The organism is Providencia sp. PROV208, from assembly GCF_028479465.1.
In the GTDB taxonomy this organism is placed as follows: Bacteria; Pseudomonadota; Gammaproteobacteria; order Enterobacterales; family Enterobacteriaceae; genus Providencia; species Providencia alcalifaciens.
Window position 1 is genome coordinate 189,528 of record NZ_JAMPNS010000008.1, and the last position, 25,875, is coordinate 215,402.

Below are 25,875 nucleotides of genomic sequence, written 5' to 3' on the forward strand. Positions count from 1 at the left end.
ATAGTCATCAGTAAATCATTATTTGAGACCAACAAATACCTCAGCTCATGTGTCCTTAATGATCCATTGATAAGTCCATCCACATGAGTTGATATTTTCTATTGAGAGAATCTACGGAATGATGAAAAGAAAAAATTTCTTTCTGACAGCAGTTGCAATGAGTTTAGGTTTAACACTATCCACGATCCCTACAATTAGTAGCGCCGCACTACCCGCGACATTACCGGTGACAGCGCAAAGCCAAAACATGCCAAGCTTAGCGCCAATGCTAGAAAAAGTGCTGCCTGCGGTCGTGAATATCCATGTTTCAGGCACTCGAGTACAAAATCAACAAATTCCAGAAGAACTGAAATTCTTCTTTGGTCCTAATACGCCATCACAGCAACAAAGCGTGCGCCCTTTTGAGGGCTTAGGTTCTGGTGTCATCATTGATGCGACACAAGGTTACGTTTTAACCAACAACCACGTTATTGATGGCGCGGATAAAATCCAAATTCAGCTGAATGATGGTCGGGAAATTGACGTCAAGCTGATTGGTAAAGATCCACAAACTGACATTGCGTTATTAAAAATCAGCAATGCTAAAGATATTAAGAACTTAACTGCGGTTTCTATTGCTGACTCAGACAAACTGCGCGTTGGTGATTTTGCGGTCGCTGTTGGTAACCCATTCGGTTTAGGACAAACAGCGACATCGGGAATTATCTCTGCGCTTGGTCGTAGTGGATTAAATCTGGAAGGATTAGAGAACTTTATCCAAACAGATGCATCCATCAACCGTGGTAACTCAGGGGGCGCCCTGGTTAACTTAAATGGTGAGCTAATCGGGATTAACACCGCGATTTTAGCGCCGGGTGGCGGAAATATCGGTATCGGATTTGCTATCCCAAGTAATATGGCGAAAAGCCTGAGTGAACAGCTAATCAAACACGGTGAAGTTAAGCGCGGTATCTTAGGAATTAAAGGCACAGAGATGAACTCTGACATTGCCAAAGCCTTTAACATTGATGCACAACGTGGCGCCTTTGTCAGTGAAGTCATTCCAAAATCTTCAGCAGCAAAAGCGGGCATCAAATCCGGTGATGTTTTAGTCTCTGTTGATGGTAAACGTATTAATAGTTTCGCTGAATTAAGAGCCAAAATTGGGACTAGCCAATTAGGCAAAGAAATCACTCTTGGTCTTATCCGTTCAGGCAAGCCAATGGAAGTGAAAGTCGTTTTAGAAAGTGATGAGGGTTCTGCCACTAACGCTGAAAAACTGACTGAATCTTTGTTAGGTGCAACTATCTCTAATGCGGTTGTGAGCAACACGAAAGGGGTTCAAGTAGACAGCGTCGCGCCTAAATCTCCTGCTGCGGCAGTCGGTTTAGCGAAAGGTGACTTGATCTTTGGCGTGAACGATACACGCGTTGAAAGTATCGATCAGTTCCGTAAAATTATCGAGAGCAAGCCACCAGTATTGGCAATGAAAGTCCTTCGTGGCGGTGAAACACTCTACTTATTAATGAAAAACTAATTCATTAATTCAGCATAGATAAATCAATAAAACAGGTACAGTATCACTCTGCTGTACCTGTTTTTTTATGGTATGCTCAAAACATCTTTCTGTCTGTCATATCCATCATAGCGAACTTGGTAACCTTTAATATGGTCAAAAAGCTGCTTGTGTCTGTCCTGCTAGGATTGGTCACTGCCTCAATTATTATTGTGGCTGTCCCCTCGTTACGCCCTCAGGGACTTGCTGACTTACTGTATGGAAAAACCAATAGTGAACCTGTGAGCTATAACAAAGCTGTACGCCGTGCTGCCCCCGCCGTCGTCTATGTTTACAGTAGTTCCAAAGGCAGTTTCTCGCAGTCAGGTCGTGAGCTCCAATCCCTCGGTTCTGGTGTAATCTTAAGCGCCAACGGCTACATTCTCACGAATAAACATGTGGTGGATAATCCAGACCAAATTCTTGTGGCTTTACAAGATGGTGCGATTTTCGACGCACTGTTAGTGGGCTCAGATCCACTGACTGATCTTGCCGTTTTAAAAATCGATGCTGAAAATCTCCCCGTGATCCCAATTAATACAAAACGCGTGACTCATGTTGGAGACGTTGTTCTGGCTATTGGAAACCCCTATAACCTCGGGCAAACCGTCACTCAAGGAATTATTAGCGCCACAGGGCGCGTAGGACTAAGTTCGACACGACGCCAAAATTTCCTCCAGACCGATGCCTCAATTAACTCCGGTAACTCTGGTGGTGCGCTGATTAATACAGAAGGTGAACTGGTTGGCATTAACACACTTTCGTTCAGTGCGGGTCAAGGCGTCAGCTCCGAAGGACTCAGCTTTGCAATTCCAACCCCTCTTGCAACCAAAATTATGGAAAAACTCATCCGTGATGGTCGAGTTGTTCGTGGTTACATTGGTATTACCGCTCGTGAATTACCTCAGATTCGCACAAACAATAATAATATCAATCAAATGCAAGGATTACGGATTTTCCAAGTATCACCTAATGGACCTGCTGCAAAATCAGGCATTGAACAAGGGGATATTGTGTTGTCTTTAGATGGCAAGCCCGCTATCTCCGCGGCTGAGACGATGGACTATGTCGCTGAAATTCGCCCTGGAACTAAAATTCCGGTGCAAATTTTACGTGATGGGGACGTGAAAAATATGGATGTAGTTATTGAAGAGCTTCCTGAAGGGCAAGCTAACTAAGTCCAATCATTACCCAATAAAAAAGGTTGCCCAAGCTAAGAGCAACCTTCTTACTTCTACGATAGGATTAACCCAATCTGAAATTACTCGTCAGATTTCACGCGTTGAATATTCGCCCCTAGCGCATTTAATTTTGCTTCAATATTTTCATATCCACGGTCGATATGATAAATACGGTCAACGGTTGTTGTCCCTTCCGCGATACAGCCAGCAATGACTAAGCTTGCTGAAGCACGTAAGTCCGTCGCCATAACTTGTGCGCCAGTCAGTTTTTCAACGCCGTGACATAATACTGTATTACTTTCGATATCCGCGTGAGCACCCATACGAATTAACTCAGGGATATGCATAAAACGGTTTTCGAAAATCGTTTCGGTGATCATGCCTGCACCTTCAGCGACTAAGTTCAATAAGCTAAACTGAGCTTGCATATCGGTTGGGAAGCCAGGATGTGGTGCCGTACGCAGTGTAACCGCTTTTGGACGCTTACCATGCATATCTAAGCTGATCCAATCTTCACCAGTTTGAATATCGGCACCCGCTTCTCGTAATTTTGCTAATACCGCATCTAAGGTATCAGGGCAGGCATCACGACAAACCACTTTACCGCGAGAAACTGCCGCAGCAATTAAGAAAGTCCCTGTTTCAATACGGTCAGGCAGAACACGATAAACACCACCACCTAAACGAGCCACACCGTCAATGACAATACGGTCAGTTCCTGCACCGGTGATTTTCGCACCTAACGCATTCAGGAAATTAGCGGTATCTTCAATTTCAGGCTCACGTGCTGCGTTTTCAATAGACGTTGTACCTTCCGCTAATGCAGCGGCTGTCATGATACTGATAGTGGCACCGACGCTCACTTTATCCATCACGATATCAGCGCCTTTCAGACGACCATTTACTGTCGCCTTAACATAACCATCTTCCAGAACAATATTAGCGCCGAGTTTTTCTAAGCCGCTGATGTGTAAATCCACAGGACGAGCACCGATTGCACAACCGCCCGGAAGAGAAACTTCACCGTGACCAAAACGAGCAACCAAAGGCGCTAACGCCCAAATCGATGCGCGCATGGTTTTCACCAGTTCATACGGTGCACAATATTCAGTCACATTGCTAGCATCAACAAAAATCGAACCATTACGTTCGATTTTGACGCCAAGTTGGCTAAGTAACTTAATGGTTGTGTCGATATCTTTCAGCTTAGGGACATTCTGTAATTCAACTGGCTCTTCAGCCAATAAAGCAGCGAACAGGATTGGCAATGCAGCGTTTTTAGCGCCTGAAATAGAGACTTCCCCTTCTAAGCGGGTAGGTCCTTTAACTAAAAATTTATCCATTCTGGTATTCTCGTGTGTCAGATTTTTACAAACTGTTCGCTTACATTTTCAAACTTATAGGCCGCTCAGCTTACGGTCACGCTCCCACTGCGCTGGGGTATAAGCTTTAATTGAAAGCGCATGAATTCTGTTGTCCGCAATATATTCCATTAACGGCGCATACACTGCTTGTTGCTGTTTAACACGGCTCATGCCGTCAAAAAGGCTGCCAACAGCGATAACTTGAAAATGACTGCCATCGCCATTCACTATCACTTCTTCCAGTGACAGCTTTTCCATTAAGACTTGTTTAATTTCGTTGGTATCCATAATGACTCAATTTTGTGATTAATTATGATAATAAATATAGCCATCTATCCTAAAGGATTCAGCTTAACACTTAAACTAAAGAAAACGCTTCTGATGCATAAAAACACTCAGAAGCGCTATTTTTTACATAACTTGACTTAATCCATCAGTAGGGGCTTCACCCCGTATAATTCCATCAAGGTATTGAGATTATCGCTCACGCCAAGAATGCTGAGATGGCGCTGTTGAGACTGATATTCCCCTTTTAGACGCACCAGCATGGCAAGTCCAGTAGAATCCACATGGGTTAACGCAGAGACATCAATTCGCTCAATTTGAGATAACAGCGTTTGGCGCTTATCCCAAAATTCGACCAGTGAATCTCTGTCCAAAACACCGGAAAGTGCCAGCATGACACGATTTTGCGTCCAAGATAACTGGCTTCTCATGCTAGTTGCTCTCTTCTAACGTAATCGGTACCTGAGCACTACGTTGTAATTGAGCCGTCAATCCATCAATACCTTGCTTGCGTAAAATGTCGCCCCACTCGTTTTGTTTAGTGGTGATCATGCTGACCCCCTCAGCAATCATGTCATACGCCTGCCAGTAACCGGTTTTGCTATTTTTACGCCATTGGAAATCTAAACGTACCGGAGGGCGACCGTTGGTATCATTGATGGTGACGCGGATAGCCACAATATTTTTATCACCAATGGGTTGTTCAGGAGCAATGGTGTACGTTTGACCGTGATACATCGCCAGCGCTTGACCGTAAACTTGCTCAAGATAGGACTCAAACGCTTTAAAATAGGCATCACGTTGGGCAGGGGTCGCGTCTTTATAATATGTCCCTAACACCAATGCGCCAGCATATTTGATTTGCACATATGGCAATAATTCTTCACGCACGATAGTCCGTAAGTAATCTGGGTTTTGCTTGATTTGAGGCTGTTCCGCTTTTAAGCGATCAAATGTTTTCGCTGCGGCTTCTTCCATAAGCTTATACGGGTTAGTTTGGTCAATCGCCATCGCAAATGGTGCAACCACTAACATAGCTATCATTATGAGACGTTTAAACATAATTCATTCCTTTCAAATTCACAGGGAATAACAACTTAGTGAGCAGCGGGCTCCGCAGGTGCCGCAACATGTTGTGCTGGGGCTGATGCGGGTGCTGTAGATGGTGCTTCTGGTGCAGACCCGCCTTGGCTGTCGCCACTCTTATACAAGAATTGACCAATTAAATCTTCCAGTACCATCGCCGGTTTCGTATCTTCCAAACGACCGCCTTCTTTTAACATTGAGATCCCCATATCTTCATCATAAGGACCAATATTCATCGCAATGTACTGTTCACCCAGCAGACCAGAAGTACGGATTGAAAGCGAGCTAGAATCAGGAATATTGTCATATTCACTGAGTAAATCGATTTGAACGTCCGGAACATAATTCTTTTTATCTAAAGAAATCCCCGCCACACGCCCTACAACAACACCACCGACTTTGATTGGAGAGCCGACTTTTAAGCCACCCACATTTTCGAAAGAGGCAGAAACTCGGTAAGTTGACTGACTACCAATCGATTGTAAATCGGCGACTTTTAAGCAGAGAAACACAATTGCGGCAATCGCCAGCAACATAAAACAACCTACCCATATTTCACTTTTTTTACTTTGCATGACTTAGTTCCCAAACATCAGTGCTGTCAGTACGAAATCCAACCCTAGAACCGATAATGATGCATGCACAACAGTTTTCGTTGTTGCGCGGCTAATTCCTTCCGAGGTTGGAATGGCATCATAACCATTAAATAGTGCAATCCACGTTACCGTGATCGCGAAGACTACACTTTTGATAAAGCAGTTGACTAAATCTAATCGCCACTCCACAGATGATTGCATCGATGACCAGAAGAAACCGGGGTCAATTCCTTTCCAATCAACGCCAACAATAGCACCACCGATAATTCCAACAGCGACAAAAATCAGTGATAACAGTGGCATACTAATAAACCCAGCCCAAAATCGAGGGGCAACCACGCGACGCAGAGGATCGACAGCCATCATCTCTAAGCTGGAAATTTGCTCCGTGGCTTTCATCAAACCAATTTCGGCTGTTAATGCGGATCCCGCTCGCCCTGCAAACAGCAATGCCGTAACGACAGGACCTAACTCGCGCAATAATGAGAGCGCCACCATCATGCCAAGACTCGCTTCCGCACTGAACGTCGTCAGTACCAAATAACCTTGTAGACCTAACACCATGCCGATAAACAGACCGGATACGGCGACAATCAGCAAGGATTGAACCCCAACTGAATAAAGCTGTTTCACTAATAACGGCCACTGTTTACCAAATTCAGGTTTGCCAAATAGTGCGCCAAATAATAAATAGCCTGCTCGACCAAAAGCCGCAAATGTTTCAATCCATCGACGTCCGAAGGCAGCAATCGCCTTAATTATCATGTTCATTTACCCTAATAAATCAGCCGAATAGTCATTGGCAGGAAAGCGGAATGGCACCGGACCATCAGCAATACCATCCATAAACTGTCTAACACGAGGGTCTTGGTTTTCACGTAACTCTTCCCCTGTTCCTTTCGCAATAACATGCTGCTGCGCCACAATATAGGCTTTATCGGCAATACTCAGCACTTCTGGAACATCATGGGAAACCACCACACAGGTAACCCCAAGTGCTTGGTTAAGTTCGTCAATCAATTTAACCAAAACGCCCATTGTAATGGGATCTTGCCCCACAAATGGCTCATCAAACATAATCAAATCAGGATCCAGTGCGATCGCACGTGCAAGTGCCGCACGACGTGCCATTCCCCCAGAAAGCTCTGAAGGCATTAATTTTGCCGCACCGCGTAATCCCACCGCTTCTAATTTCATCATCACAGTTGTATGAATCAACGACTCCGGTAAATTCGTGTGTTCACGTAGAGGGAAAGCCACGTTATTAAAAACGTCCATATCAGTAAACAAGGCACCTGATTGGAATAACATGCTCATTTTTTTACGTGATTGATATAACTTAGAACGAGACAGTGCAGGAATATTATCCCCATCAAACCAGATTTCCCCTTCCTCTGGGCGCAGTTGTCCGCCAATCAGTCTAAGTAATGTTGTTTTACCAATCCCTGAAGGTCCCATAATCGCAGTAATTTTACCACGAGGCACAGTTAGGTTAATATTTTCAAATATTTTCCTATTTCCTCGCGTAAATGACATGTTTTTGACTTCGATTAAGTTCTCTGTCTGTGCTTGCATCGTTTAATCGCTCGTTATAGGTCAAACTATGATTCTGCCCCAAATAAGTCAGGGTTTTACAGAAACATAAACCAAATAGTATTAACTAATATTTTACCTAATTAATAGAAGATAGCTCTTAGAAATTTATATATCCAACCATAAGGGTAAGAGAATTAAAAAAATTTTTTTTGGGCATCGGTGCGGTTAAACGGTAAAACACTATTTTGAGCTCAAATCGCTAACAAATCCCCATAACCATGACATTCATAAAAGCTTAGGTACAAAATACTTACCGATACTAAGTATTCGTTATACAATCCGATTTCGCTTTTTTGATCTAACCGAAACTTTGGATCCAACCGACACTTTTGATTCACCCGAAAACATCCATGGAATTAGACATGTCAAACATCGATTTTCAGAAAGTAGGTAAAGAAGTTCTCCATATCGAACGTGAAGGTCTGAAAAACCTAGAACAATATATCAATCATGACTTTGACCGCGCTTGCCAGCAAATTTTTACTTGCCAAGGCAAGGTTGTCGTTATGGGAATGGGAAAATCAGGGCATATAGGACGAAAAATTGCGGCCACGCTTGCTAGCACAGGAACGCCTTCATTTTTCGTGCATCCTGGAGAAGCCAGTCATGGCGATTTAGGGATGATCACCAATAAAGACATCGTATTAGCGATTTCAAACTCTGGCGAGTCAGGGGAAATTTTAGCCCTGTTGCCCGTCTTAAAACGTATTAAAGTCCCGCTGATCTGCATGACCAATAATCCTGACAGTAATATGGGCAAATATGCAGATGTTCATTTATGCATCAAAGTCCCGCAAGAAGCGTGCCCATTGGGCTTAGCACCGACAACAAGTACAACAGCAACCTTGGTCATGGGAGACGCTTTAGCCATTGCGTTACTCACCGCTCGCGGCTTTACCGCTGATGATTTCGCGCTATCGCATCCTGGTGGCGCACTTGGACGCAAACTTTTACTCTTAGTTCGTGATTTAATGAGTACAGGTGACGACGTTCCCCATATACCGAAAAGTGCCTCTTTACGTGAAGCTCTCGTCGAAATTACCCGTAAAAAACTGGGTATGACGGTCATTTGTGATGATGATATGAAGATTCAAGGGATCTTTACTGATGGAGATTTACGTCGCATCTTTGATATGGGTATTGATCTGAACAATGCAAAAATCGCTGATTTAATGACGCCAGGCGGTATTCGAGTCGCACCAGGTATGTTAGCGGTTGAAGCACTAAACCTGATGCAATCTCGCCATGTTACCTCGTTATTGGTGGCCGATGGCGATCAATTAGTGGGTGTTCTACATATGCACGACCTACTGCAAGCTGGTGTGGTATAAGTCGAAAAGTATACATAAAGGAAATAGAATGAACCCTAATTATCAGAATACTTGCTATGGGTCTGTCGAGAATTCTGTGATAGAAAAAGCGACGAAAATTAAACTACTGATTTGTGACGTCGACGGTGTGATGTCTGACGGTTTAATTTATATGGGGAATAATGGCGAAGAATTAAAAGCCTTTAATGTCCGTGATGGATATGGCATTCGCTGCTTATTAACCTCCGGTATTGAAGTCGCAATTATCACGGGTCGCAAAGCCAAATTGCTCGAAGATAGAGCCCAGACTTTAGGTATTACATATCTTTACCAAGGACAAAGCGATAAGCTTTTGGCGTATCGCGAACTGTTAGATAAACTACAGCTAACAGAAGAGCAAACAGCTTACATTGGTGATGACCTTATTGATTGGCCTGTCATGGCAAAAGTGGGGTTATCTGTTGCGGTGGCTGATGCACATCCTCTGCTATTACCAAAAGCAGACTATGTAACCCACATTGGTGGCGGGAAAGGCGCAGTACGTGAACTTTGCGACCTGATTCTGTTATCCCAAAATAAACTGGAAGAAGCTAAAGGCTTGTCGATTTAAAGAACAGATATCATTCATGAGCAATGCAAAAAAGTGGTTAATCATTATTTTATCCCTCATTGTACTGGGGCTGATTGGTTGGAACTTTTCGGTTTACGATGACTCCAAAACATTAGCAACCGAAATCAATGATGGCAAACCCAATTATCAAACTGATGATTCGGTGACTTTCGTCTATAATCCAGCAGGCGATTTAGCCTATAAACTTGCTGCAACTAAAGTAGATAATTATACCGATGGAAAAATCACTTGGTTTACCAACCCGGTATTAACAACCTATAACGACGCAGGCTCGCCAACTTGGACGGTAAAGTCCATTAAAGCAAGGTTAACCAAAGAGCGAGTGCTCTATCTGTACAGCGATGTTCAAGTTGATAGTTTGACTCCAGAGCCTCAAATTCAGCGCATTACAACAGATAATGCGGTGGTCAATCTAGTCACACAAGATGTCTCATCTGACGATAAAGTAACCATTATCGGACACGGGCTAAATTCTACGGGCTTAAAAATGAAGGGAAACCTTCGTACAAGAACCGCTGAATTAATTGAAGATGTTAAAACTCACTATGAGTTACAACCAAAAGAGCAACAAAATGAATCAAGTAACTAAGAAAAGTTTTATTCAAGGAGCTGTTGCAAGTGCAATTTTGGCTCTTAGCCTACCGGCAATGGCACTGAAAACAGATACCCAACAACCGATGACCATTAACTCGGTGAAGCAATCTCTTGATTTAGAAAAAAATGTCACCACATTTACAGATGACGTTGTGATTAAACAAGGTTCCATTGATATCAGAGCGAACAAAGTTATCGTGACACGTCCAAGCAGCGATTCCGATAAAATTGTCATTGAAGCATTTGGTACCCCCGTCACCTTCTATCAGTTACAGGACGATGGCAAACCAATTAAAGGTCACGCATCCAAAGCGCGTTATGAAGTTGATAAGCAACTGGTCACATTAACGGGTGATGCTTACCTTGAACAGCTCGACAGTAATATCAAAGGCGATAAGATCACCTATGTGGTTCCGACCCAGCAAATGGAAGCATTTAGCGATAAAGGTAAACGCGTGACCACCGTCTTATTACCAGCACAGTTACAAGAGAAAGGCCCAGCCGCACAGGGTTCATCAACTAGTAAGAGTAAATAATTGTTATGGCAACACTAACCGCAGAGAATCTGGCGAAATCCTATAAAAAACGCAGCGTAGTGACTGACGTCAGCCTTGAAGTCAAATCAGGGGAAATTGTTGGTCTCTTAGGTCCCAACGGTGCGGGTAAAACGACCACTTTTTATATGGTAGTCGGCATTGTTCAGCGGGATGCAGGTAAAATTTTAATTGATGGGGAAGATATTAGTCTATTACCTCTGCATGAGCGTGCTCGCCGTGGCATTGGCTATCTTCCTCAAGAGGCGTCTATTTTCCGTCGTTTAAGCGTTTATGACAACCTGATGGCGGTCTTAGAGATTCGTCATGACTTGAATTCAGAGCAGCGTAAAGAACGTGCAGAAGAACTGATGGAAGAGTTTAGTATTACCCATTTGCGCGACAATGTTGGTCAATCACTCTCTGGTGGTGAACGCCGCCGTGTCGAAATTGCACGTGCCCTTGCTGCCAACCCTAAGTTTATTCTGTTAGATGAGCCATTTGCAGGGGTTGACCCGATCTCCGTTTTGGATATCAAAAAGATCATCCAACATCTACGTGACTATGGTCTTGGTGTTTTAATCACCGACCATAACGTACGTGAAACGCTTGATGTCTGTGAGCGAGCCTATATCGTTAGCCAAGGACACCTGATTGCACATGGTTCTCCTGAAATGATCCTTGAAAATGAACAAGTTAAACGTGTTTATTTAGGTGAAGGCTTTAGACTGTAGTTTTGTCTTGTTGGTTGTCATGATATTGGTTGTGTTAGTGGTAATGGAGAATAAAGCACATTCATGAAGCAAAGTTTGCAGCTCAGAATCAGTCAACAACTTGCAATGACTCCCCAATTGCAGCAGGCAATCCGCTTGTTGCAATTATCCACCCTTGAGCTTCAACAAGAAATTCAACTCGCACTTGAAACCAATCCGCTACTTGAGCAAGAAGAACAATCTTCGGAACAAGATAGTGTAGATAATCAGAGCCACGAAGCGGACAGCAGCGAAATTGATACCAAAGATGCGCTAGAAAAAGAAGATATGCCTGATGAGCTACCATTGGATGCTGATTGGGATGAAATCTATACCGCGGGAACGCCTTCAGGAACCAGCAACGATTACAGCTTTGATGAGCTTCCAGTATATCAAGGGGAAACTACCCAAACGCTGCAAGACTATCTGATTTGGCAAGCGGATTTGACCCCATTTACCGATACTGATCGTGCAATTGCCACCTCGATTATTGACTCTATTGATGATTCAGGCTATCTCACTAGCCCAATCAGCGAAATCCATGAAGGTATCGATAATCCCGATATTACCTTAGAAGAAGTCATCGCTGTTTTAAAACGTATTCAACATTTTGATCCCTTGGGCGTAGCAGCTCAGGATTTAAAAGAGTGTTTGCTAATCCAGCTCTCTTTATACCCAAAAGAGACAGCAGGGCTACAAGAAGCTAAACTAATTATTAGTCATCATATTGATTTACTAGCAAATCGCGACTTTCGTCAGTTGAGCAAACTGACACGTTTAAAAGAAGATGCATTAAAAAAGGCAATTGATCTGATTCTCACGCTGAATCCTAAGCCCGGTCAATCCATCAATACTGGTGAATCGGAATATGTTATTCCCGATGTATTGGTGAAAAAAGTCGGTGGGCACTGGCAAGTTGAGTTAAATACAGATAGCATTCCTAAGTTAAGCATTAACAATCATTATGCTTCAATGGCAAATGATTCAGCCAGTGAAAGTGACTCTCAGTATATTCGTAGTCACTTACAAGATGCGAAGTGGCTGATTAAAAGCTTAGAGAGCCGCCATGAAACACTACTAAAAGTGGCGACCTGTATTGTTGAGCAACAACAAGAATTCTTTGAGTTAGGTGAAGAGTACATGAAACCGATGATTTTGGCAGATATTGCTTATCAGGTGGATATGCACGAATCGACTATCTCTCGTGTGACAACCCAAAAATACCTCCACTGCCCGCGAGGCATTTTTGAATTGAAGTATTTTTTCTCCAGTCACGTCAGTACAGACACCGGAGGAGAAGCCTCTTCCACTGCTATTCGTGCACTGGTGAAGAAGCTGATTGCTGCGGAAAACCCAGCAAAACCATTGAGTGACAGTAAATTGACGAGTATGCTGGCAGAGCAAGGTATACAAGTTGCTCGTCGAACTGTTGCTAAGTATCGTGAGTCATTATCTATTCCGCCATCAAATCAACGTAAACAGTTGGTTTAACCCAATAAGATAAGGAAGATTGTATGGAATTTCAGATTACTGGACACAATATTGAAGTTACACCGGCATTGCGCGAAACGGTTGAGAAAAAACTCAAGAAATTAGAGCAATTGTTTGATCGTATTAACAGTATCCAAGTCGTTCTGAAAGTGGAAAAAGTTCAGCAAATTGCTGAAGCCACCCTGCAACTCAACGGTGCAGAGCTTCACGCATCAGCGGAAGATGACGACATGTACGCGGCACTTGATTTACTCCTTGATAAGCTGTCACGCCAATTAACCAAACATAAAGAAAAACTGAGACAACACTAATACATTTAGCCAGTCCTTGACTGATTAATGTTCTAAACCAGATGGTGGGATACATCATCTGGTTTTGTAGTCCTAAGTGAATAATAAAATGAATAGTGATATAGAAATCCAATTAAGCGATGTTTTATCCGCCAGTTGCACACGTAATAATTTAGTTTGCACCAGCAAGAAAAGAGCATTAGAAATTATTAGTGAGTTAGCGGCCGCCGAGTTGGGATTACCGGAAAATACGGTATTTGAAGCGTTACTAACCAGAGAAAAAGTTGGCACGACAGGTATTGGTGGCGGGATTGCAATCCCCCACGGCAAGCTCAATGAAGGCGAAAGTGCTCGTGCTGCAGGCGTATTTTTGCATTTGGAAGAGCCAATTGCGTTTGATGCAATTGATAACCAACCTGTTGATCTACTTTTTGCATTACTTGTTCCCTCGGATCAATGTAAAACTCACTTACATACCCTGTCCCTTATCGCTAAAAAGTTAGCCGATAAGTCATTATGTAAGCGTCTTCGCTCAGCACAAAGTGATGAAGAGTTATACAAGATCATCATCGAGTAAGTAATAATGAATATGTGTTGATGCCAGCCTAATGATATTGTTATGATTTCTTATGTTCGGCATCGCGAAACACGGCGAATGACAAAATAATCTGACCAGCTAGAGGATCACCACGAATAAGCCAGAAATGGGTGAACAGTCAGAAATGGGTGATCAGTCAGAAATCGATCATTAAGATATAAATCCTTAAGATATAGAAGGGAGTTAGCTCATGGTGCTGATGATTGTCAGCGGCCGTTCCGGTTCGGGAAAATCCGTTGCCTTACGCGCGCTGGAAGATATGGGTTTCTATTGTGTGGATAACCTGCCGGTAGTTTTACTGCCGGAGTTAGCTAATTCACTCGCCGATCGCAATATTTCTGCGGCTGTAAGCATTGATGTGCGCAACATGCCCGACAATCCAGAAGTATTCGAAGAAGCCATTGATAAATTACCATCAACCTTCTCACCACAACTGCTATTTCTGGATGCAGACCGTAACACTTTAATTCGTCGTTACAGTGATACTCGTAGATTACACCCACTTTCGAGTAAAAATTTATCCCTAGAAAGTGCTATTGATGAAGAAAATGAGCTACTAGAGCCTCTACGCTCCCGTGCTGACTTAGTGATTGATACCTCTGAGATGTCAGTGCACGAATTAGCGGAAATGCTCAGAACTCGCTTAATGGGCAAACGTGAACGTGAATTGACCATGGTGTTCGAATCCTTTGGTTTCAAACATGGTATTCCTATCGATGCAGACTACGTTTTCGACGTGCGTTTCTTACCAAACCCACACTGGGACCCCAAATTACGTCCTATGACGGGTTTAGATAGACCTGTGGCCGCCTTCTTAGATAGGCACACTGAAGTTCATAACTTTATTTACCAAACTCGTAGCTATTTAGAGTTATGGTTACCGATGTTAGAAACCAATAATCGTAGTTATCTGACTGTTGCCATCGGCTGTACAGGAGGAAAACACCGTTCAGTTTACGTCGCAGAACAACTTGCCGATTACTTCCGCTCTCGTGGAAAAAACGTGCAATCACGCCACAGAACACTGGAAAAACGTAAGTAATGACCGTCAAAGCGACGATCACACTAAAAAACCGCCTTGGTATGCATGCCAGACCAGCGATGCTTCTCTATGATTTAGTTAAACAATTTAACTCTAGAGTCGTTTTAAAAAATGACAGTCAAATTGAGGCTGAGGCGGATAGCGTTATTGCGATGTTGATGTTAGACTCGGAGCAAGGCAGTAAAATTGATATTGAGGTTAGCGGACCCGATGAAGAATCGGCATTATCCGCAATCATTAACCTGTTCGAAAGTGGATTTGACGAAGAGTAGCATAAAAGTAAATCCCGATGGACCAAGTGATATATACGGTTTTACACGCATAGGCACCGAGTTCGTGATCTCGATCTCTTCCCTTTAACGCCTATAGCGCCTAATATTTTATATAATTTATTTTTCTAGCAAACACCCCCTACCTTCTGGGTGGGGGGTGTTTGCTTTGTACGTTCCTATTGGAGTGTGGTATGACAAAGCCAACAATTATTATCAATGATTTAGATGCAGAACGCTTAGATGCACTGATGGAACAGGCTGCCTATGCCGGTACACCTGTTGCCGAAGCACTAAACGACGAATTAGACCGCGCAGACATTGTCTCCCCACAAGAGATCCCTGCGGATGTGGTCACGATGAACAGCACTGTTCGTTTCTTAGATTTGATCAGCAACGAAGAGCGCACACGTACACTGGTATATCCTGCATCCCTAAAAGATAGTGCAGAACAATTATCAGTCATGGCACCGATTGGCGCAGCATTGTTAGGTCTGCACGTTAACGACGAAATTAGCTGGGCATTGCCAAATGGCGTAGAAACCCGCGTTCGTGTGTTAGAGATTGTTTATCAACCTGAAGCGGCTGGCGAGTTTCATCGTTAATAACGATGCTCGATACAAAGAGAAAGACTAGCCGAAAAAAGTTTCAATCAAGAAACTCCCGTTAGTCTTCAGGCGGTATTCAGGCACTCATTTGAGTGCCTTTTTGATACTTAAAACTTATTGCCCTGCAATACTCATTTCAGGGATCAACACCGAACCGCACTGAATATTACTGCGAGTTTCGATATCATCGGCGATAGTGACCATATTCATCCACATATCTTTCAAATTACCCGCAATTGTAATTTCACTGACAGGATATTGAATTTCACCATTTTCTACCCAAAAACCGGATGCCCCACGGGAATAATCGCCAGTAATACCGCTAACCCCCTGCCCCATCAGCTCTGTGACGACTAAGCCCGTACCCATTTGCTTTAGCAGTGCATCGAAAGATAGCCCCTGCCCCTCGATGCGCCAGTTATGAATTCCACCAGCATGACCTGTGCTTTGTAGACCCAATTTGCGCGCAGAGTAGCTAGTCATCAGCCACGTTTGTAAAACACCATTTTCCACAATATTACGTTCAGTGGTACGCACACCTTCGCTGTCAAATGGGGAGGAGGCTAATCCGCCCATTAAGTGCGGTTGCTCATTGATGGTTAACCAGTTCGGTAAAATTTGTTTGCCAAGGCTATCCATTAAGAATGATGATTTACGATAAATGCTGCTGCCGCTGATAGCACCGACTAAATGACCAAATAACCCTGTCGCCACTTCTGAAGCGAAAATAACCGGTGCTTTCATCGTCGGTAATTTACGAGGGGATAAGCGCGACAATGTACGACGAGCACACTCTTGCCCTACCCACTCAGGGGATTTCAATGCCTGCATGCTGCGTGCGATGGTATACGCATAATCGCGCTCCATTTCGCCATTTTGCTCGGCGATTACGCAGCTCGACATCGAATAACGGCTAGAACTGTAGCTCTTTAATAGTCCAAGAGAGTTACCAAAGACACGGATACCATAGTGCCCATTGAAGCTACCGCCTTCCGTATTCACAATGCGTGAATCTGCATTTAATGCGGTCATTTCCGCAATCGAGGCCAGCTTAATGGCTTCCTCGGGGGAAAGTTCTGTAGCTTGGAATAAGTTTAAATCCGGTGCATCGAATGCCAGTAATGATTTTTCAGCAGGACCTGCGCATGGGTCTTCAGACGTGTAATTGGCAATATCAATTGCAGCTTGAACTGTACGCTCAATGGCTTCTTCGCTTAAATCCGTTGAAGATGCACTACCTTTGCGTTGTTTATGGTAAACCGTGATCCCGAGCGCCCCATCACTGTTAAATTCCACATTCTCCACGTCACCTTGGCGAGTGCTCACACTAATACCAGTGCTTTTATTGACTGCAACTTCAGCGCCATCACAACGGCTTTTGGCAAATTCCAATGCGTGGGCGACGGCTTGTTCTAATTGTTTACGTTGTTCGGCAACTTGTTCAGTAACACTCATGCATTTAGTCCAATAAAGAGGGGAAAAGTGATTTTCTACCTCGACATATCAATGTCAGGTAGTCATAAGGGGGTTTTCCCAGTTACAATAGAGTTAATCTATAAATGTTAACACTCACAACGCCGTAAATCATGCTAATTACTCGTAATTACACGACGGCGTTTAGTAAAAAGGAAAATCCCTATGGCCAAACAGCCTGAAGATTGGCTGGATGATATCCCAGCGCCCCAAGATGATGAGGACGATGAGATTATTTGGGTCAGCAAAAGCGAAATTAAACGCGATGCCGAGATCCTCAAAAAATTGGGGGCAGAACTTGTTGATTTAAGTAAAAGCGAGCTTGAGCGCATCCCATTAGACACGCAATTACTTGAAGCTATCGAATTAGCACAAAAAATTAAGCGGGAAGGTCGTCGTCGTCAATTACAACTTATCGGCAAACTATTACGTTCCCGTGAAGTTGAGCCGATCACCGAAGCACTTGATAAGCTGAAAAACCGCCATAACCAACAGGTTGTGATCTTACACAAGCTGGAAGATCTGCGTAATCGCTTATTAGCGGATGGTGATGAAGTCATCGAAGAAGTGGTCGCTTTATTCCCGCAAACTGATCGCCAACAACTGCGTGCATTGGTACGTAATGCGAAGAAAGAGCGTGATGGAAATAAACCACCAAAAGCATTCCGTCAGATTTTCCAATATCTGAAAGAGCTTTCTGATAGTCACTAGTGAACTGTTCCCCTTAGCTAGCAATGGCTTAGGGGAGTTTTCTTAAAAAATATCCCCTTATTGCTCGCCATCCAAAATAACAGTATCATCATCAACATCATATTTTAACCCGCATTATCGCGGCTGCTGAGCCACGATAAATGAATGAGGCAAATATGGATAACTCCCGAAATAGAGCTTGGCGTAGAGCCAATGGTCGTATTAACAAATCACGCTACCAAAAAATTCACTACAAACACGACGCTATCCCCCTATAATACAAAAAACAGGGTGTTTTCTAGTACCAAAACTTTAACAGACTCAGTAAAGCAGGCAGCCGCGTAAAACCTTCTCTATCAAGGAAATGCCCTGCATTTTCAACCACCGTAATAGAGGTTTGTAACGATTTAGCCAGCTCGATTGACGTCGCTGAATCAACTGCCCAGTCATTGGAAGAAACAATTGACGCGCGTTTGTCACTCATCCCTATCAGCTTACTATAATCTAATGAAAACTGAGTGTGAGCCGCCAAGTCAGGCATCGTGTCCAAAGTACGATCAAACCCAGACACAAGCACATACCCTCCAATTTTTGCACCTTCTGGGGCATGGTTCTCTAGAAAACGTAATGCAGTGATACACCCTAAACTGTGTCCGACTAAGATAGTGTTTTCATCAAACTGGATGTTCGCATCGAGTAAACATTGCTCCCATTTTTGCGGATCCGGTGAATCGGACTCCGGCATGGTGGGAATATCAACGGTTGCTCCTAGAGCTTCCAATTCATCCTTTAACCAATTAAACCAATGATTATCCGGAGATGCGGTATAACCATGAATCACAATAACTTTTTTACCTTCCACTTAATCACCCTCAATATAAATAACCGTCAAAAAATGGCTCAACGTAGAACCATTCGCCAAATTTAGCATGTGGTTCGGGATGCATCATTCTCATTATTAGTGATGTCTATGAGAAAAATAAATGCTTCATCAAGCTCGGTTTCAGCTTCATTCATTAAATCAATGATCGCTGAGAATTGCGTACGCTGAGGAAGTTTAAGGTGACTAAAAACCAGAGTAACGGGTAACTCAATTTCGCCCGTAATCACATCCCATAAAGCATCGAGATTGTGACCAAACCATTTCGGAAGCGAGAACTGTTGCTGAAATTGCTGATAAAATGCCTCAAGGCTATCTATTTCACGAAAATCAAAAACGACGGTCTTGTTCATCGCTGTCCCCTATTATTTAACTTGCTGGAACGTTTTATAGTGATCCGTGCTCACGAAAATCATCCCATCAGAGGAATAGAGCAAACGGTCTGCGCCACGATGCCCACAACGGTAATTGATGTCCGCTTCAAACCATTGACGCCCTTCCGCAATCGGTAACCCTTTTTCACGGTTTGAAAAACGATCGCCACCAATCGCTCTACCGGGTAATACTTCACATAGATTACCTTTTTTAGCATCCCACCCGGCTTCTCTTGCCTGTTTTTTGGTCATATAAAATGCGGGGAGTTTCTGGTATTTCTCCATAAAACTCACCACATTATTTTGAGCCGTTAATTGGTCAATGGTTTTTGGTGTTTCCTGTGGCGTTATCGCTTCTCGAGAAGGTGGAATTGATTGTGTTGTTGGTGGTGTTGAAGGGATAGAAGGCTCTGTCGCAGTCTGCTCACCGCCTTTAAAATAGAGGCTAATTGCAATCAAAATCGCCATTAACACCAAAGAAATAATACGTTTGTTCATAACGCCTCAATTATTTTTGCTGTGTTGATAAACAATCGCCCCAGTCACATCCGTAACTAGGGCGAATAAAAAAAGACTCTCTTGCGTGTGATTACGCGGTGCCACCCACGGTCATTTTATCGAGTTTCAGCGTCGGTTGACCAACACCTACTGGCACGCTTTGCCCTTCTTTGCCACAAACGCCCACACCTTTATCCAGTGCAAGGTCATTACCTACCATGGAAATTTGCTGCATCGCCTCTACTCCAGAGCCAATCAAGGTGGCCCCTTTTACTGGGGACGTAATTTTACCATTTTCAATTAAGTAAGCTTCTGAGGTTGAAAAGACAAATTTACCTGACGTGATATCCACCTGACCACCACCGAAATTCGGTGCATACAGACCTTTTTCCACACTGGCAATAATCTCTTCTGGTGTAGACTCACCCGCTAACATATAGGTGTTTGTCATACGTGGCATAGGTAAATGCGCGTAAGATTCACGGCGCGCATTACCGGTTGGCGCCACGCCCATCAAACGGGCATTATGTTTATCTTGAATATAATTACGCAAGATTCCGTTCTCAATGAGCATATTGTATTGACCCGGAACACCTTCATCATCAATCGCCAATGAGCCTCGACGTCCAGCAATCGTCCCATCATCCACCACGGTACATAGTGAAGAGGCAACTTGCTCGCCCATTTTTCCAGAGAAAACAGAGGTTCCACGACGGTTAAAGTCGCCTTCTAGACCATGACCTACCGCTTCATGAAGTAGAACGCCAGGCCAGCCAGCGCCTAACACCACAGGCATCATACCCGCTGGCGCTGCAATCGCAGATAAATTAACCAATGCCATGCGCACCGCTTCACGAGCATATTGTTCCGCGAGCACTTGCCCTTGATGAATTTCAAGGAAATATTCATAGCTGTAACGACCACCGCCACCGCTTGCTCCGCGCTCACGTTTACCATCATGTTCTACGAGAACACTCACCGAAAGACGCACTAATGGGCGAATATCCACCGCTAATGTGCCATCAGTGGCAGCGACCAGCACTTGTTCATATACCCCTGTCAGGCTCGCATTGACTTCAATCACGCGCGGATCTTCCGCACGAGCTACTTGGTCAACGCGATGCAGTAATTCAATTTTCTGTTCGCGCGGTAAACTACGCAGAGGGTCCGCGTCTGAATAAAGTTTTTTGTAGTCAACGTTCGTTAAAATTTGTGACTTACCAGAGCCTTGTTCAGTCACGATACTACGGGCAGCGGTCGCACTCTGCGTCAGCGCTAACAGAGAAATTTGGTCTGCGTATGCAAAACCTGTTTTTTCTCCTGTAATTGCACGAACCCCAACTCCTTGGTCAATATTGTAGGAGCCATCTTTAATAATTCGGTCTTCTAAAACCCATGACTCATGGTAGCTAGACTGAAAGAAGAGATCCCCATAATCAACACGGCGCTCAGATAGCAGCCCTAAAATATCATACAGATTATCTTGACTAAGACCGTTGGCAGCCAGCAAATGTTCGCTGACAGAAGCTAAACTCATATTTATTACTCTTATTTGGTTTGTTTTTTAATCAATGATGTCAGTTGTGGTCTAAAGCGGTTATGTTTTACCACTCGGATCTGTTCACGCATCACATTTAAGCTGTCTGTTTGGACATTCACCACCAACGCGGAAACGGCATCAACATTCTTTTTCATGACCTTACCCCAGCCATCAACGGCTAAAGTGTGTCCCCATGTTCGGCGAGTACCGTGTACACCAACTTGTGCAGGTGCTAAAACGTAGCACTGGTTTTCAATCGCACGCGCTCTTAACAGAGGCTCCCAGTGCGCTTGCCCAGTGTAACGAGTGAATGCCGCAGGTACCGAAATAATTTCAGCACCTTGTTCACGCAAGGCTTGGAATAAGCCTGGAAAACGTAAATCATAACAAATGGTCAGCCCTAAGCGACCAACAGGGGTATCAACCACGGTAAGATACTCACCGCGTTGATAAATAACGGATTCGTTATACTCGCCTTGTTCATCTTCAATGTTCACGTCGAACATATGAATTTTATCGTAACGCGCAGTAATATTACCTTTCGCATCAAACAGTAAGCTGCTGCTTGTAATACGTTCAGGATCTTCACGACTAATCAATGGCATTGATCCAATGAGGATCCACACATTGTAGCGGATAGCCATTGCGCGGATTGCGTCTTGTAATGGGCCAGTTCCTTCTGCTTCAGCCTGTTTACGATAGGTTGCAGCATCAGCAAATAGTAATGCATTTTCAGGAGTAAGTACTAACTGCACGGTATCAGGCAACTGTTTAATTTGCTGCTCGATCTGTGCCAAGTTGTGTTTAGTATTCTTACCGCTACATAACTGCAAAAGTGCAACATTACCCGTTTTCATTACTCTTGAGTCTCCTTAAGCTGACGTAGTACTTCATCAATTTTCGGTTCATCTAAACTGCCGCTCACGCGATAACGAATAACCGAAATTTTACTCCACAACGGACCAAGGACTTTCGATGCGGCAAATACTGCCGCTCCCGCAAATGGGTTAATCACAAATGCGGTGGCTACACCTACTGTAGCAGATATTTCCGGGGTAATAACCGCTTCGGCATTAATTCGGCGTTTAACGAGGTCAATTTCCCCATTCAAGGCAATATCTGCGACGAGTCCGTCAATATTGAGGTTCTTCGAGGTTAGAATACCTTGATTAATCACCGCATCGCCTTTGATTGAGTCAAAGTTAAAGTCATTACTAAACGTATCGCGGAAGTCTAATTGAAGTTTACGCAATAATGCATCAAAACTGACTAAACGTAACAGCTGCCCAGCACGACCGCCTCCCATATGAGCGATGGCGCCTTTACCTAGGTTCATCGACATTTTACCATTGAGCGTGGCTAAATCAGGTTCCCAAGGCACGAGCCCCCAGTTAAGGTCAAATTCAATGGAATACGGGGAATCAATAATAGGTACTAAGACACCAAAATAAGCGGCGGTTTCATCAAAAGCTTCTCCCGTTAATGAACCCGCTATCTCCGTTTTATTTCCGTTATTACTGTGCCATAGCGCATCCAGCTTTAACTCACCGGCACTGTTTTTCAGTGAACCTGCGGTTAATTTCAAAGTATGCTGTCCTTCGGGGGTAATTTTTGCCGTAATTTCACCCAATTTTTGCCCACTCACCCAGCATTCCGCACAGTGAATATTCACTCTAGGCCATTGGCTGAAATCAAATGTCTCCGATTTTAAACTCGCTTCAGTTGGCGTCAATGAACCTTCAGGGTTGTAATACAGATATTCAATATTCAGCGCCCATGGTCGCTGCTTCCATATCTGTAATTGTCCTTTTAAATTGGTGCTATCAACATTGATTTGCTGCTCATCACGGTACAGGTCGTAGGAAAAACTTAAGTCTTTCCAGTGTTGTCCTGCCAGATAAACCGAGGGGGCTTTAACTTCAAGCGTGTCAGGGTAACTAATTTCCCCCACATGTGAGCTAGCCGACGAAGATAAAAATCCACTTGCCAGTTTTTCCCAATTCACATCCTCTACCGCAGGCAAGTCCACTAAGATTGACGAACCATTTGGTAATATTGGCGGCTGATTACTCCATGGCGCGATATGGGCTTTTTGCAGTTGTAAGGGCGTACTCGATAGCAACCACTGAGAATTAAATCCAAGGCGCTGACCAATATCACCACTGACGGTCAACTGCGCTGTAGTGCCTTTCGCTTGAACATTTATTTTACTGAGCTGTTGCAGTAATGCCGTATCCAGCGCCGGTAATTGGCTTTTTAACTTATTGAGCCCCGCTGTAATATCAATCTGCAGCCCTGTTGCTTGCTTCGATGATTCAGGCAACGTGATATGAATTTGGCTTTTCCAATCACTCAAACCTGACACTTTTCCTTTAATATCATTTGGCAACATTGGAATTTGATTCAATTCCCAATTTCCGCCTAAATTAATATCCACCAAATAATCTTTTGGTCCCGTCAGTGTCGTGAAATCCAAAGAAACAGGCTGCCCTAACCATTGACCTGTGATGTTATCACTCACTAAATCCCCATTGGTGAACTTAAAACTTCCTGTAAGTCCATGTAGGGTACTGTCGATAGGACGGACAAAAATAGTATTCTTGTTGAGATTAACTTGCCCTTTTGCCACCACGTCTTTCCCTGCTGATAATGGGATAGCGAGATTCAGTTTTCCCGTTACCGTGCCATCAATTTGTAGCTCATCAAGGGTACCGCCAAGGGAATTCTTTAACGGTGTCTGGGTAAAATATTGTTGAATTTGCTTGCCCGTACCACTAACACCGGCATCGATATACAACATTTCATCAAAATAGTCATGGATCACGGCATCGAGATTTTCTGCCGTTGCATCCCCTAACTTCACCGAATCAGCATGCATCGCCAAACTGGCTCGGCTAAAGTCTAAGTCGATGTTTAAATCCAGTAAGGCTGGCCATTGGTCATCGTATTCGAATGTGCCATCACGTAACGGTACGTAGACTTGGAATTGCCCATCATTTTTATAGTAAGGGTAATGGGCTGGGTCGCCTTTATAGACTAACGTTGCATTATCTACATGCCCCGCAATAATCGCTTTTGTGAGGTAATCTGCCAGCGCTTGCCCCATCAATTTTTGTGGGAAATAGCGCCAAGCTTCTCCTGCATTATCGGTACTGATCCCCGCCAAAATAGCTAAATCGGCAATATTATGCTGCTTCGCTTTCGCATAGCTAAAGTCACCATTTGCCCTGACCGCTTTGGCTTGTAAATCAATGCCTGAGCTCCACAATTTGAATTCGCTACTGTTGTTGACCCAATTTAATTTACCGTTAGCGCGGTCAATTTCAAAGGGGGCTTTAAATTCATCACGGTAATCCACCGTGCTATCTTTGAGCATAAACGAGAGAACACCTTCTTGGTCACCCCCAACTAGTACGCCCGAAAAATGGTTAACGGATGGCAGTTCTTTCCATTTTTTCCAGCTAACATCCTGCCAATCCATACTGATCTGCGTATGTTCTTCCGTATCTTGCGTAAAGTCTAAAGCAAATTCTGTGACTAACCCCGTCGGCTGACGATGCTGCCAATCTTGAACCAATTCGGGGGTTACAAATGAGAATGTCGGTAACACTTCACTCAAGCGTTCTAATTCAATATTTTTTGCTCGAATGCGCCAATGATCTTTATTTTGATATTTTGCAGATGAGGGTAAATACAAGACTGAAACACTACCTTGAGGCCAGATATACTCATTAGTTTTCAATGTATCGAGCTCTGGGATATTGAACAGCCAGCCGTTACCTTGGCGCTTCATACGAACTAGCAAATCATTCACTTGTAGGTTTTGAGCAAGGGTATCTTCCCCCCAGTTCGCTTCACCTTGGCGCAGCTGAATAAGACCGTTATCAATACGATTATTCTTGAGTGAAATCCATGAAGACAAACTAAAGTTGGCGTCGCGTAACCCCGTGTTATCGCGTAACCATTTACTGAGCCAAGGCTGCATATCAATGTTATCAGCCTGCACATAGAAAATTCCATCGCTGAGCACGCCGTTTTTATCCGACACATCCAACTTTACTTGTAGATAACTATTTTGTTTATTTAGCGTCTCAAGACTCACAAAGCCCTGAGCACGATGGCGGGTATCTTGATTTAGCCAAGAGAGTTCCGGCAACAGTAACGTCATTGTTTGGTCTGATGGCGTTAAGAAGGTCAACTGACTGTCTTTTAAAATAAAGTGGTCAAATTGCCGTAAGAAGAGATCATCCACACCATCATAGCTGGCGGTTTCTTCTGAGCCATCAAAGCTGAGCGGAACTTTATAATTCACATTGAGTTGATAAAAAGTCAGATCACGAAAACGCCACCGCAGAGATAATAGGGAATTCCAAATATCTAACTCAATGGTGACTTTGTTGACTTGAATATCTGTTATCGGATTTTCAATGGCGACATCAGAAATGATGAGCTCTGGACCATAATAGCGCCAAGCCCCTTCGATTTTACCGATGTTCAGTGAGATATCGTGGTGATTTTCAACATAAGTGATAATTTCTTGGCGATAATTATCAATATTAGGTAATAGAAAACGCAAACTGGTGAGTACCAACGCACACAGCAACAATACAGCAGCGGTTGTCACGAGAACTACGCGTGGCAGTCGTTTCACCAGTTTCTC

At 43.7% G+C, this 25,875-nt stretch carries 28 protein-coding genes; 14 read left to right on the plus strand and 14 right to left on the minus strand.

The window, feature by feature from the left end:
• Positions 1-121: 121 nt before the first annotated feature.
• Both PR766_RS07330 and degS read left to right on the plus strand, forming a co-directional pair.
• A complete protein-coding gene (locus PR766_RS07330) occupies positions 122-1,516 on the plus strand; it encodes a Do family serine endopeptidase (RefSeq protein WP_036959955.1) in 1,395 nt (464 codons plus the stop codon).
• A 131-nt stretch (positions 1,517-1,647) separates the two neighbouring features.
• Complete coding sequence (degS, locus tag PR766_RS07335) at positions 1,648-2,712, plus strand: outer membrane-stress sensor serine endopeptidase DegS (RefSeq protein WP_006659106.1); 1,065 nt, start codon at positions 1,648-1,650, stop codon at positions 2,710-2,712.
• Between the two features lie 83 nt (positions 2,713-2,795).
• Here degS and murA read toward each other — a convergent pair whose 3' ends face one another.
• The 7 genes from murA to mlaF form a co-directional block, all read right to left on the minus strand.
• Positions 2,796-4,058, minus strand: a complete 1,263-nt coding sequence (murA, locus tag PR766_RS07340; protein ID WP_006662911.1) for a UDP-N-acetylglucosamine 1-carboxyvinyltransferase — start codon at positions 4,056-4,058, stop codon at positions 2,796-2,798.
• A gap of 54 nt (positions 4,059-4,112) precedes the next feature.
• The gene (gene ibaG, locus PR766_RS07345; protein ID WP_006659104.1) at positions 4,113-4,367 is read right to left on the minus strand and encodes a BolA family iron metabolism protein IbaG; all 255 of its coding nucleotides are present in this window, start codon (positions 4,365-4,367) and stop codon (positions 4,113-4,115) included.
• Positions 4,368-4,504: 137 nt separating this feature from the next.
• Positions 4,505-4,795 (minus strand): lipid asymmetry maintenance protein MlaB, encoded by a 291-nt coding sequence (gene mlaB, locus PR766_RS07350; RefSeq protein WP_006662910.1) that lies wholly within the window; start codon positions 4,793-4,795, stop codon positions 4,505-4,507.
• Between the two features lies 1 nt (position 4,796).
• Complete coding sequence (gene mlaC, locus PR766_RS07355; protein ID WP_006659102.1) at positions 4,797-5,426, minus strand: phospholipid-binding protein MlaC; 630 nt, start codon at positions 5,424-5,426, stop codon at positions 4,797-4,799.
• Between the two features lie 35 nt (positions 5,427-5,461).
• Positions 5,462-6,025 carry an outer membrane lipid asymmetry maintenance protein MlaD gene (gene mlaD, locus PR766_RS07360; RefSeq protein ID WP_006662909.1) on the minus strand — a complete coding sequence of 188 codons (564 nt, stop codon included), beginning with the start codon at positions 6,023-6,025 and terminating at the stop codon, positions 5,462-5,464.
• A 3-nt stretch (positions 6,026-6,028) separates the two neighbouring features.
• Entirely contained in the window at positions 6,029-6,811 is a 783-nt protein-coding gene (mlaE, locus tag PR766_RS07365) for a lipid asymmetry maintenance ABC transporter permease subunit MlaE (RefSeq protein WP_006662908.1), read from the minus strand.
• A 6-nt stretch (positions 6,812-6,817) separates the two neighbouring features.
• Positions 6,818-7,621, minus strand: a complete 804-nt coding sequence (mlaF, locus tag PR766_RS07370; protein WP_006659099.1) for a phospholipid ABC transporter ATP-binding protein MlaF — start codon at positions 7,619-7,621, stop codon at positions 6,818-6,820.
• A gap of 383 nt (positions 7,622-8,004) precedes the next feature.
• On the opposite strand from mlaF, the gene kdsD reads away from it, so the two are divergent.
• The 11 genes from kdsD to rnk all read left to right on the plus strand — a co-directional run bounded on the left by kdsD (position 8,005) and on the right by rnk (position 15,757).
• Positions 8,005-8,973 carry an arabinose-5-phosphate isomerase KdsD gene (gene kdsD / locus PR766_RS07375; protein WP_006662907.1) on the plus strand — a complete coding sequence of 323 codons (969 nt, stop codon included), beginning with the start codon at positions 8,005-8,007 and terminating at the stop codon, positions 8,971-8,973.
• Between the two features lie 28 nt (positions 8,974-9,001).
• Positions 9,002-9,562 carry a 3-deoxy-manno-octulosonate-8-phosphatase KdsC gene (kdsC, locus tag PR766_RS07380; protein WP_006662906.1) on the plus strand — a complete coding sequence of 187 codons (561 nt, stop codon included), beginning with the start codon at positions 9,002-9,004 and terminating at the stop codon, positions 9,560-9,562.
• Between the two features lie 16 nt (positions 9,563-9,578).
• Positions 9,579-10,172 (plus strand): LPS export ABC transporter periplasmic protein LptC, encoded by a 594-nt coding sequence (lptC, locus tag PR766_RS07385; protein WP_154636106.1) that lies wholly within the window; start codon positions 9,579-9,581, stop codon positions 10,170-10,172.
• Positions 10,156-10,713: a lipopolysaccharide ABC transporter substrate-binding protein LptA gene (lptA, locus tag PR766_RS07390; protein ID WP_006659095.1), complete on the plus strand. Its 558-nt coding sequence runs from the start codon at positions 10,156-10,158 to the stop codon at positions 10,711-10,713. Before lptC ends, lptA begins: the two co-directional genes overlap by 17 nt.
• Before the next feature lie 5 nt (positions 10,714-10,718).
• Positions 10,719-11,444 (plus strand): LPS export ABC transporter ATP-binding protein, encoded by a 726-nt coding sequence (gene lptB, locus PR766_RS07395; protein ID WP_006659094.1) that lies wholly within the window; start codon positions 10,719-10,721, stop codon positions 11,442-11,444.
• A gap of 63 nt (positions 11,445-11,507) precedes the next feature.
• Positions 11,508-12,953: an RNA polymerase factor sigma-54 gene (rpoN, locus tag PR766_RS07400; RefSeq protein ID WP_036976056.1), complete on the plus strand. Its 1,446-nt coding sequence runs from the start codon at positions 11,508-11,510 to the stop codon at positions 12,951-12,953.
• A 23-nt stretch (positions 12,954-12,976) separates the two neighbouring features.
• Positions 12,977-13,264 carry a ribosome hibernation promoting factor gene (hpf, locus tag PR766_RS07405; protein WP_006659090.1) on the plus strand — a complete coding sequence of 96 codons (288 nt, stop codon included), beginning with the start codon at positions 12,977-12,979 and terminating at the stop codon, positions 13,262-13,264.
• An 88-nt stretch (positions 13,265-13,352) separates the two neighbouring features.
• Positions 13,353-13,820: a PTS IIA-like nitrogen regulatory protein PtsN gene (gene ptsN, locus PR766_RS07410; protein WP_006659089.1), complete on the plus strand. Its 468-nt coding sequence runs from the start codon at positions 13,353-13,355 to the stop codon at positions 13,818-13,820.
• A 211-nt stretch (positions 13,821-14,031) separates the two neighbouring features.
• Positions 14,032-14,883 carry an RNase adapter RapZ gene (gene rapZ, locus PR766_RS07415; protein WP_006659088.1) on the plus strand — a complete coding sequence of 284 codons (852 nt, stop codon included), beginning with the start codon at positions 14,032-14,034 and terminating at the stop codon, positions 14,881-14,883.
• Positions 14,883-15,155: a PTS phosphocarrier protein NPr gene (gene npr, locus PR766_RS07420; protein ID WP_006659087.1), complete on the plus strand. Its 273-nt coding sequence runs from the start codon at positions 14,883-14,885 to the stop codon at positions 15,153-15,155. Before rapZ ends, npr begins: the two co-directional genes overlap by 1 nt.
• Before the next feature lie 191 nt (positions 15,156-15,346).
• Complete coding sequence (rnk, locus tag PR766_RS07425; protein ID WP_006659086.1) at positions 15,347-15,757, plus strand: nucleoside diphosphate kinase regulator; 411 nt, start codon at positions 15,347-15,349, stop codon at positions 15,755-15,757.
• Positions 15,758-15,874: 117 nt separating this feature from the next.
• On the opposite strand, the gene pmbA is transcribed toward rnk, so the two are convergent.
• Positions 15,875-17,215, minus strand: a complete 1,341-nt coding sequence (gene pmbA, locus PR766_RS07430; protein WP_006662905.1) for a metalloprotease PmbA — start codon at positions 17,213-17,215, stop codon at positions 15,875-15,877.
• 183 nt (positions 17,216-17,398) lie between these two features.
• Between pmbA and yjgA the strand changes: the two genes are divergently transcribed.
• Positions 17,399-17,944, plus strand: a complete 546-nt coding sequence (gene yjgA / locus PR766_RS07435) for a ribosome biogenesis factor YjgA (RefSeq protein WP_006662904.1) — start codon at positions 17,399-17,401, stop codon at positions 17,942-17,944.
• Positions 17,945-18,221: 277 nt separating this feature from the next.
• On the opposite strand, the gene PR766_RS07440 is transcribed toward yjgA, so the two are convergent.
• The 6 genes from PR766_RS07440 to yhdP all read right to left on the minus strand — a co-directional run bounded on the left by PR766_RS07440 (position 18,222) and on the right by yhdP (position 25,866).
• Positions 18,222-18,785, minus strand: a complete 564-nt coding sequence (locus tag PR766_RS07440; RefSeq protein ID WP_006662903.1) for an RBBP9/YdeN family alpha/beta hydrolase — start codon at positions 18,783-18,785, stop codon at positions 18,222-18,224.
• A 62-nt stretch (positions 18,786-18,847) separates the two neighbouring features.
• Positions 18,848-19,156: a barstar family protein gene (locus tag PR766_RS07445; protein WP_006659082.1), complete on the minus strand. Its 309-nt coding sequence runs from the start codon at positions 19,154-19,156 to the stop codon at positions 18,848-18,850.
• 12 nt (positions 19,157-19,168) lie between these two features.
• Positions 19,169-19,675, minus strand: a complete 507-nt coding sequence (locus PR766_RS07450) for a ribonuclease domain-containing protein (protein WP_006659081.1) — start codon at positions 19,673-19,675, stop codon at positions 19,169-19,171.
• Positions 19,676-19,766: 91 nt separating this feature from the next.
• Entirely contained in the window at positions 19,767-21,212 is a 1,446-nt protein-coding gene (gene tldD / locus PR766_RS07455) for a metalloprotease TldD (protein ID WP_154636105.1), read from the minus strand.
• An 11-nt stretch (positions 21,213-21,223) separates the two neighbouring features.
• Positions 21,224-22,072 (minus strand): deaminated glutathione amidase, encoded by an 849-nt coding sequence (gene nit1, locus PR766_RS07460; RefSeq protein WP_006659079.1) that lies wholly within the window; start codon positions 22,070-22,072, stop codon positions 21,224-21,226.
• Positions 22,072-25,866: an AsmA2 domain-containing protein YhdP gene (gene yhdP, locus PR766_RS07465; protein ID WP_230086774.1), complete on the minus strand. Its 3,795-nt coding sequence runs from the start codon at positions 25,864-25,866 to the stop codon at positions 22,072-22,074. The genes nit1 and yhdP overlap by 1 nt, the downstream gene beginning before the upstream one ends.
• Positions 25,867-25,875 lie beyond the last annotated feature (9 nt).

Coding starts and splice junctions, on each gene's coding strand:
- PR766_RS07330 (WP_036959955.1), top strand. CDS start 122: ATGAAAAGAAAAAATTTCTTTCTGACAGCAGTTGCAATGAGTTTAGGT.
- degS (WP_006659106.1), top strand. CDS start 1,648: ATGGTCAAAAAGCTGCTTGTGTCTGTCCTGCTAGGATTGGTCACTGCC.
- murA (WP_006662911.1), bottom strand. CDS start 4,058: ATGGATAAATTTTTAGTTAAAGGACCTACCCGCTTAGAAGGGGAAGTC.
- ibaG (WP_006659104.1), bottom strand. CDS start 4,367: ATGGATACCAACGAAATTAAACAAGTCTTAATGGAAAAGCTGTCACTG.
- mlaB (WP_006662910.1), bottom strand. CDS start 4,795: ATGAGAAGCCAGTTATCTTGGACGCAAAATCGTGTCATGCTGGCACTT.
- mlaC (WP_006659102.1), bottom strand. CDS start 5,426: ATGTTTAAACGTCTCATAATGATAGCTATGTTAGTGGTTGCACCATTT.
- mlaD (WP_006662909.1), bottom strand. CDS start 6,025: ATGCAAAGTAAAAAAAGTGAAATATGGGTAGGTTGTTTTATGTTGCTG.
- mlaE (WP_006662908.1), bottom strand. CDS start 6,811: ATGATAATTAAGGCGATTGCTGCCTTCGGACGTCGATGGATTGAAACA.
- mlaF (WP_006659099.1), bottom strand. CDS start 7,621: ATGCAAGCACAGACAGAGAACTTAATCGAAGTCAAAAACATGTCATTT.
- kdsD (WP_006662907.1), top strand. CDS start 8,005: ATGTCAAACATCGATTTTCAGAAAGTAGGTAAAGAAGTTCTCCATATC.
- kdsC (WP_006662906.1), top strand. CDS start 9,002: ATGAACCCTAATTATCAGAATACTTGCTATGGGTCTGTCGAGAATTCT.
- lptC (WP_154636106.1), top strand. CDS start 9,579: ATGAGCAATGCAAAAAAGTGGTTAATCATTATTTTATCCCTCATTGTA.
- lptA (WP_006659095.1), top strand. CDS start 10,156: ATGAATCAAGTAACTAAGAAAAGTTTTATTCAAGGAGCTGTTGCAAGT.
- lptB (WP_006659094.1), top strand. CDS start 10,719: ATGGCAACACTAACCGCAGAGAATCTGGCGAAATCCTATAAAAAACGC.
- rpoN (WP_036976056.1), top strand. CDS start 11,508: ATGAAGCAAAGTTTGCAGCTCAGAATCAGTCAACAACTTGCAATGACT.
- hpf (WP_006659090.1), top strand. CDS start 12,977: ATGGAATTTCAGATTACTGGACACAATATTGAAGTTACACCGGCATTG.
- ptsN (WP_006659089.1), top strand. CDS start 13,353: ATGAATAGTGATATAGAAATCCAATTAAGCGATGTTTTATCCGCCAGT.
- rapZ (WP_006659088.1), top strand. CDS start 14,032: ATGGTGCTGATGATTGTCAGCGGCCGTTCCGGTTCGGGAAAATCCGTT.
- npr (WP_006659087.1), top strand. CDS start 14,883: ATGACCGTCAAAGCGACGATCACACTAAAAAACCGCCTTGGTATGCAT.
- rnk (WP_006659086.1), top strand. CDS start 15,347: ATGACAAAGCCAACAATTATTATCAATGATTTAGATGCAGAACGCTTA.
- pmbA (WP_006662905.1), bottom strand. CDS start 17,215: ATGAGTGTTACTGAACAAGTTGCCGAACAACGTAAACAATTAGAACAA.
- yjgA (WP_006662904.1), top strand. CDS start 17,399: ATGGCCAAACAGCCTGAAGATTGGCTGGATGATATCCCAGCGCCCCAA.
- PR766_RS07445 (WP_006659082.1), bottom strand. CDS start 19,156: ATGAACAAGACCGTCGTTTTTGATTTTCGTGAAATAGATAGCCTTGAG.
- PR766_RS07450 (WP_006659081.1), bottom strand. CDS start 19,675: ATGAACAAACGTATTATTTCTTTGGTGTTAATGGCGATTTTGATTGCA.
- tldD (WP_154636105.1), bottom strand. CDS start 21,212: ATGAGTTTAGCTTCTGTCAGCGAACATTTGCTGGCTGCCAACGGTCTT.
- nit1 (WP_006659079.1), bottom strand. CDS start 22,072: ATGAAAACGGGTAATGTTGCACTTTTGCAGTTATGTAGCGGTAAGAAT.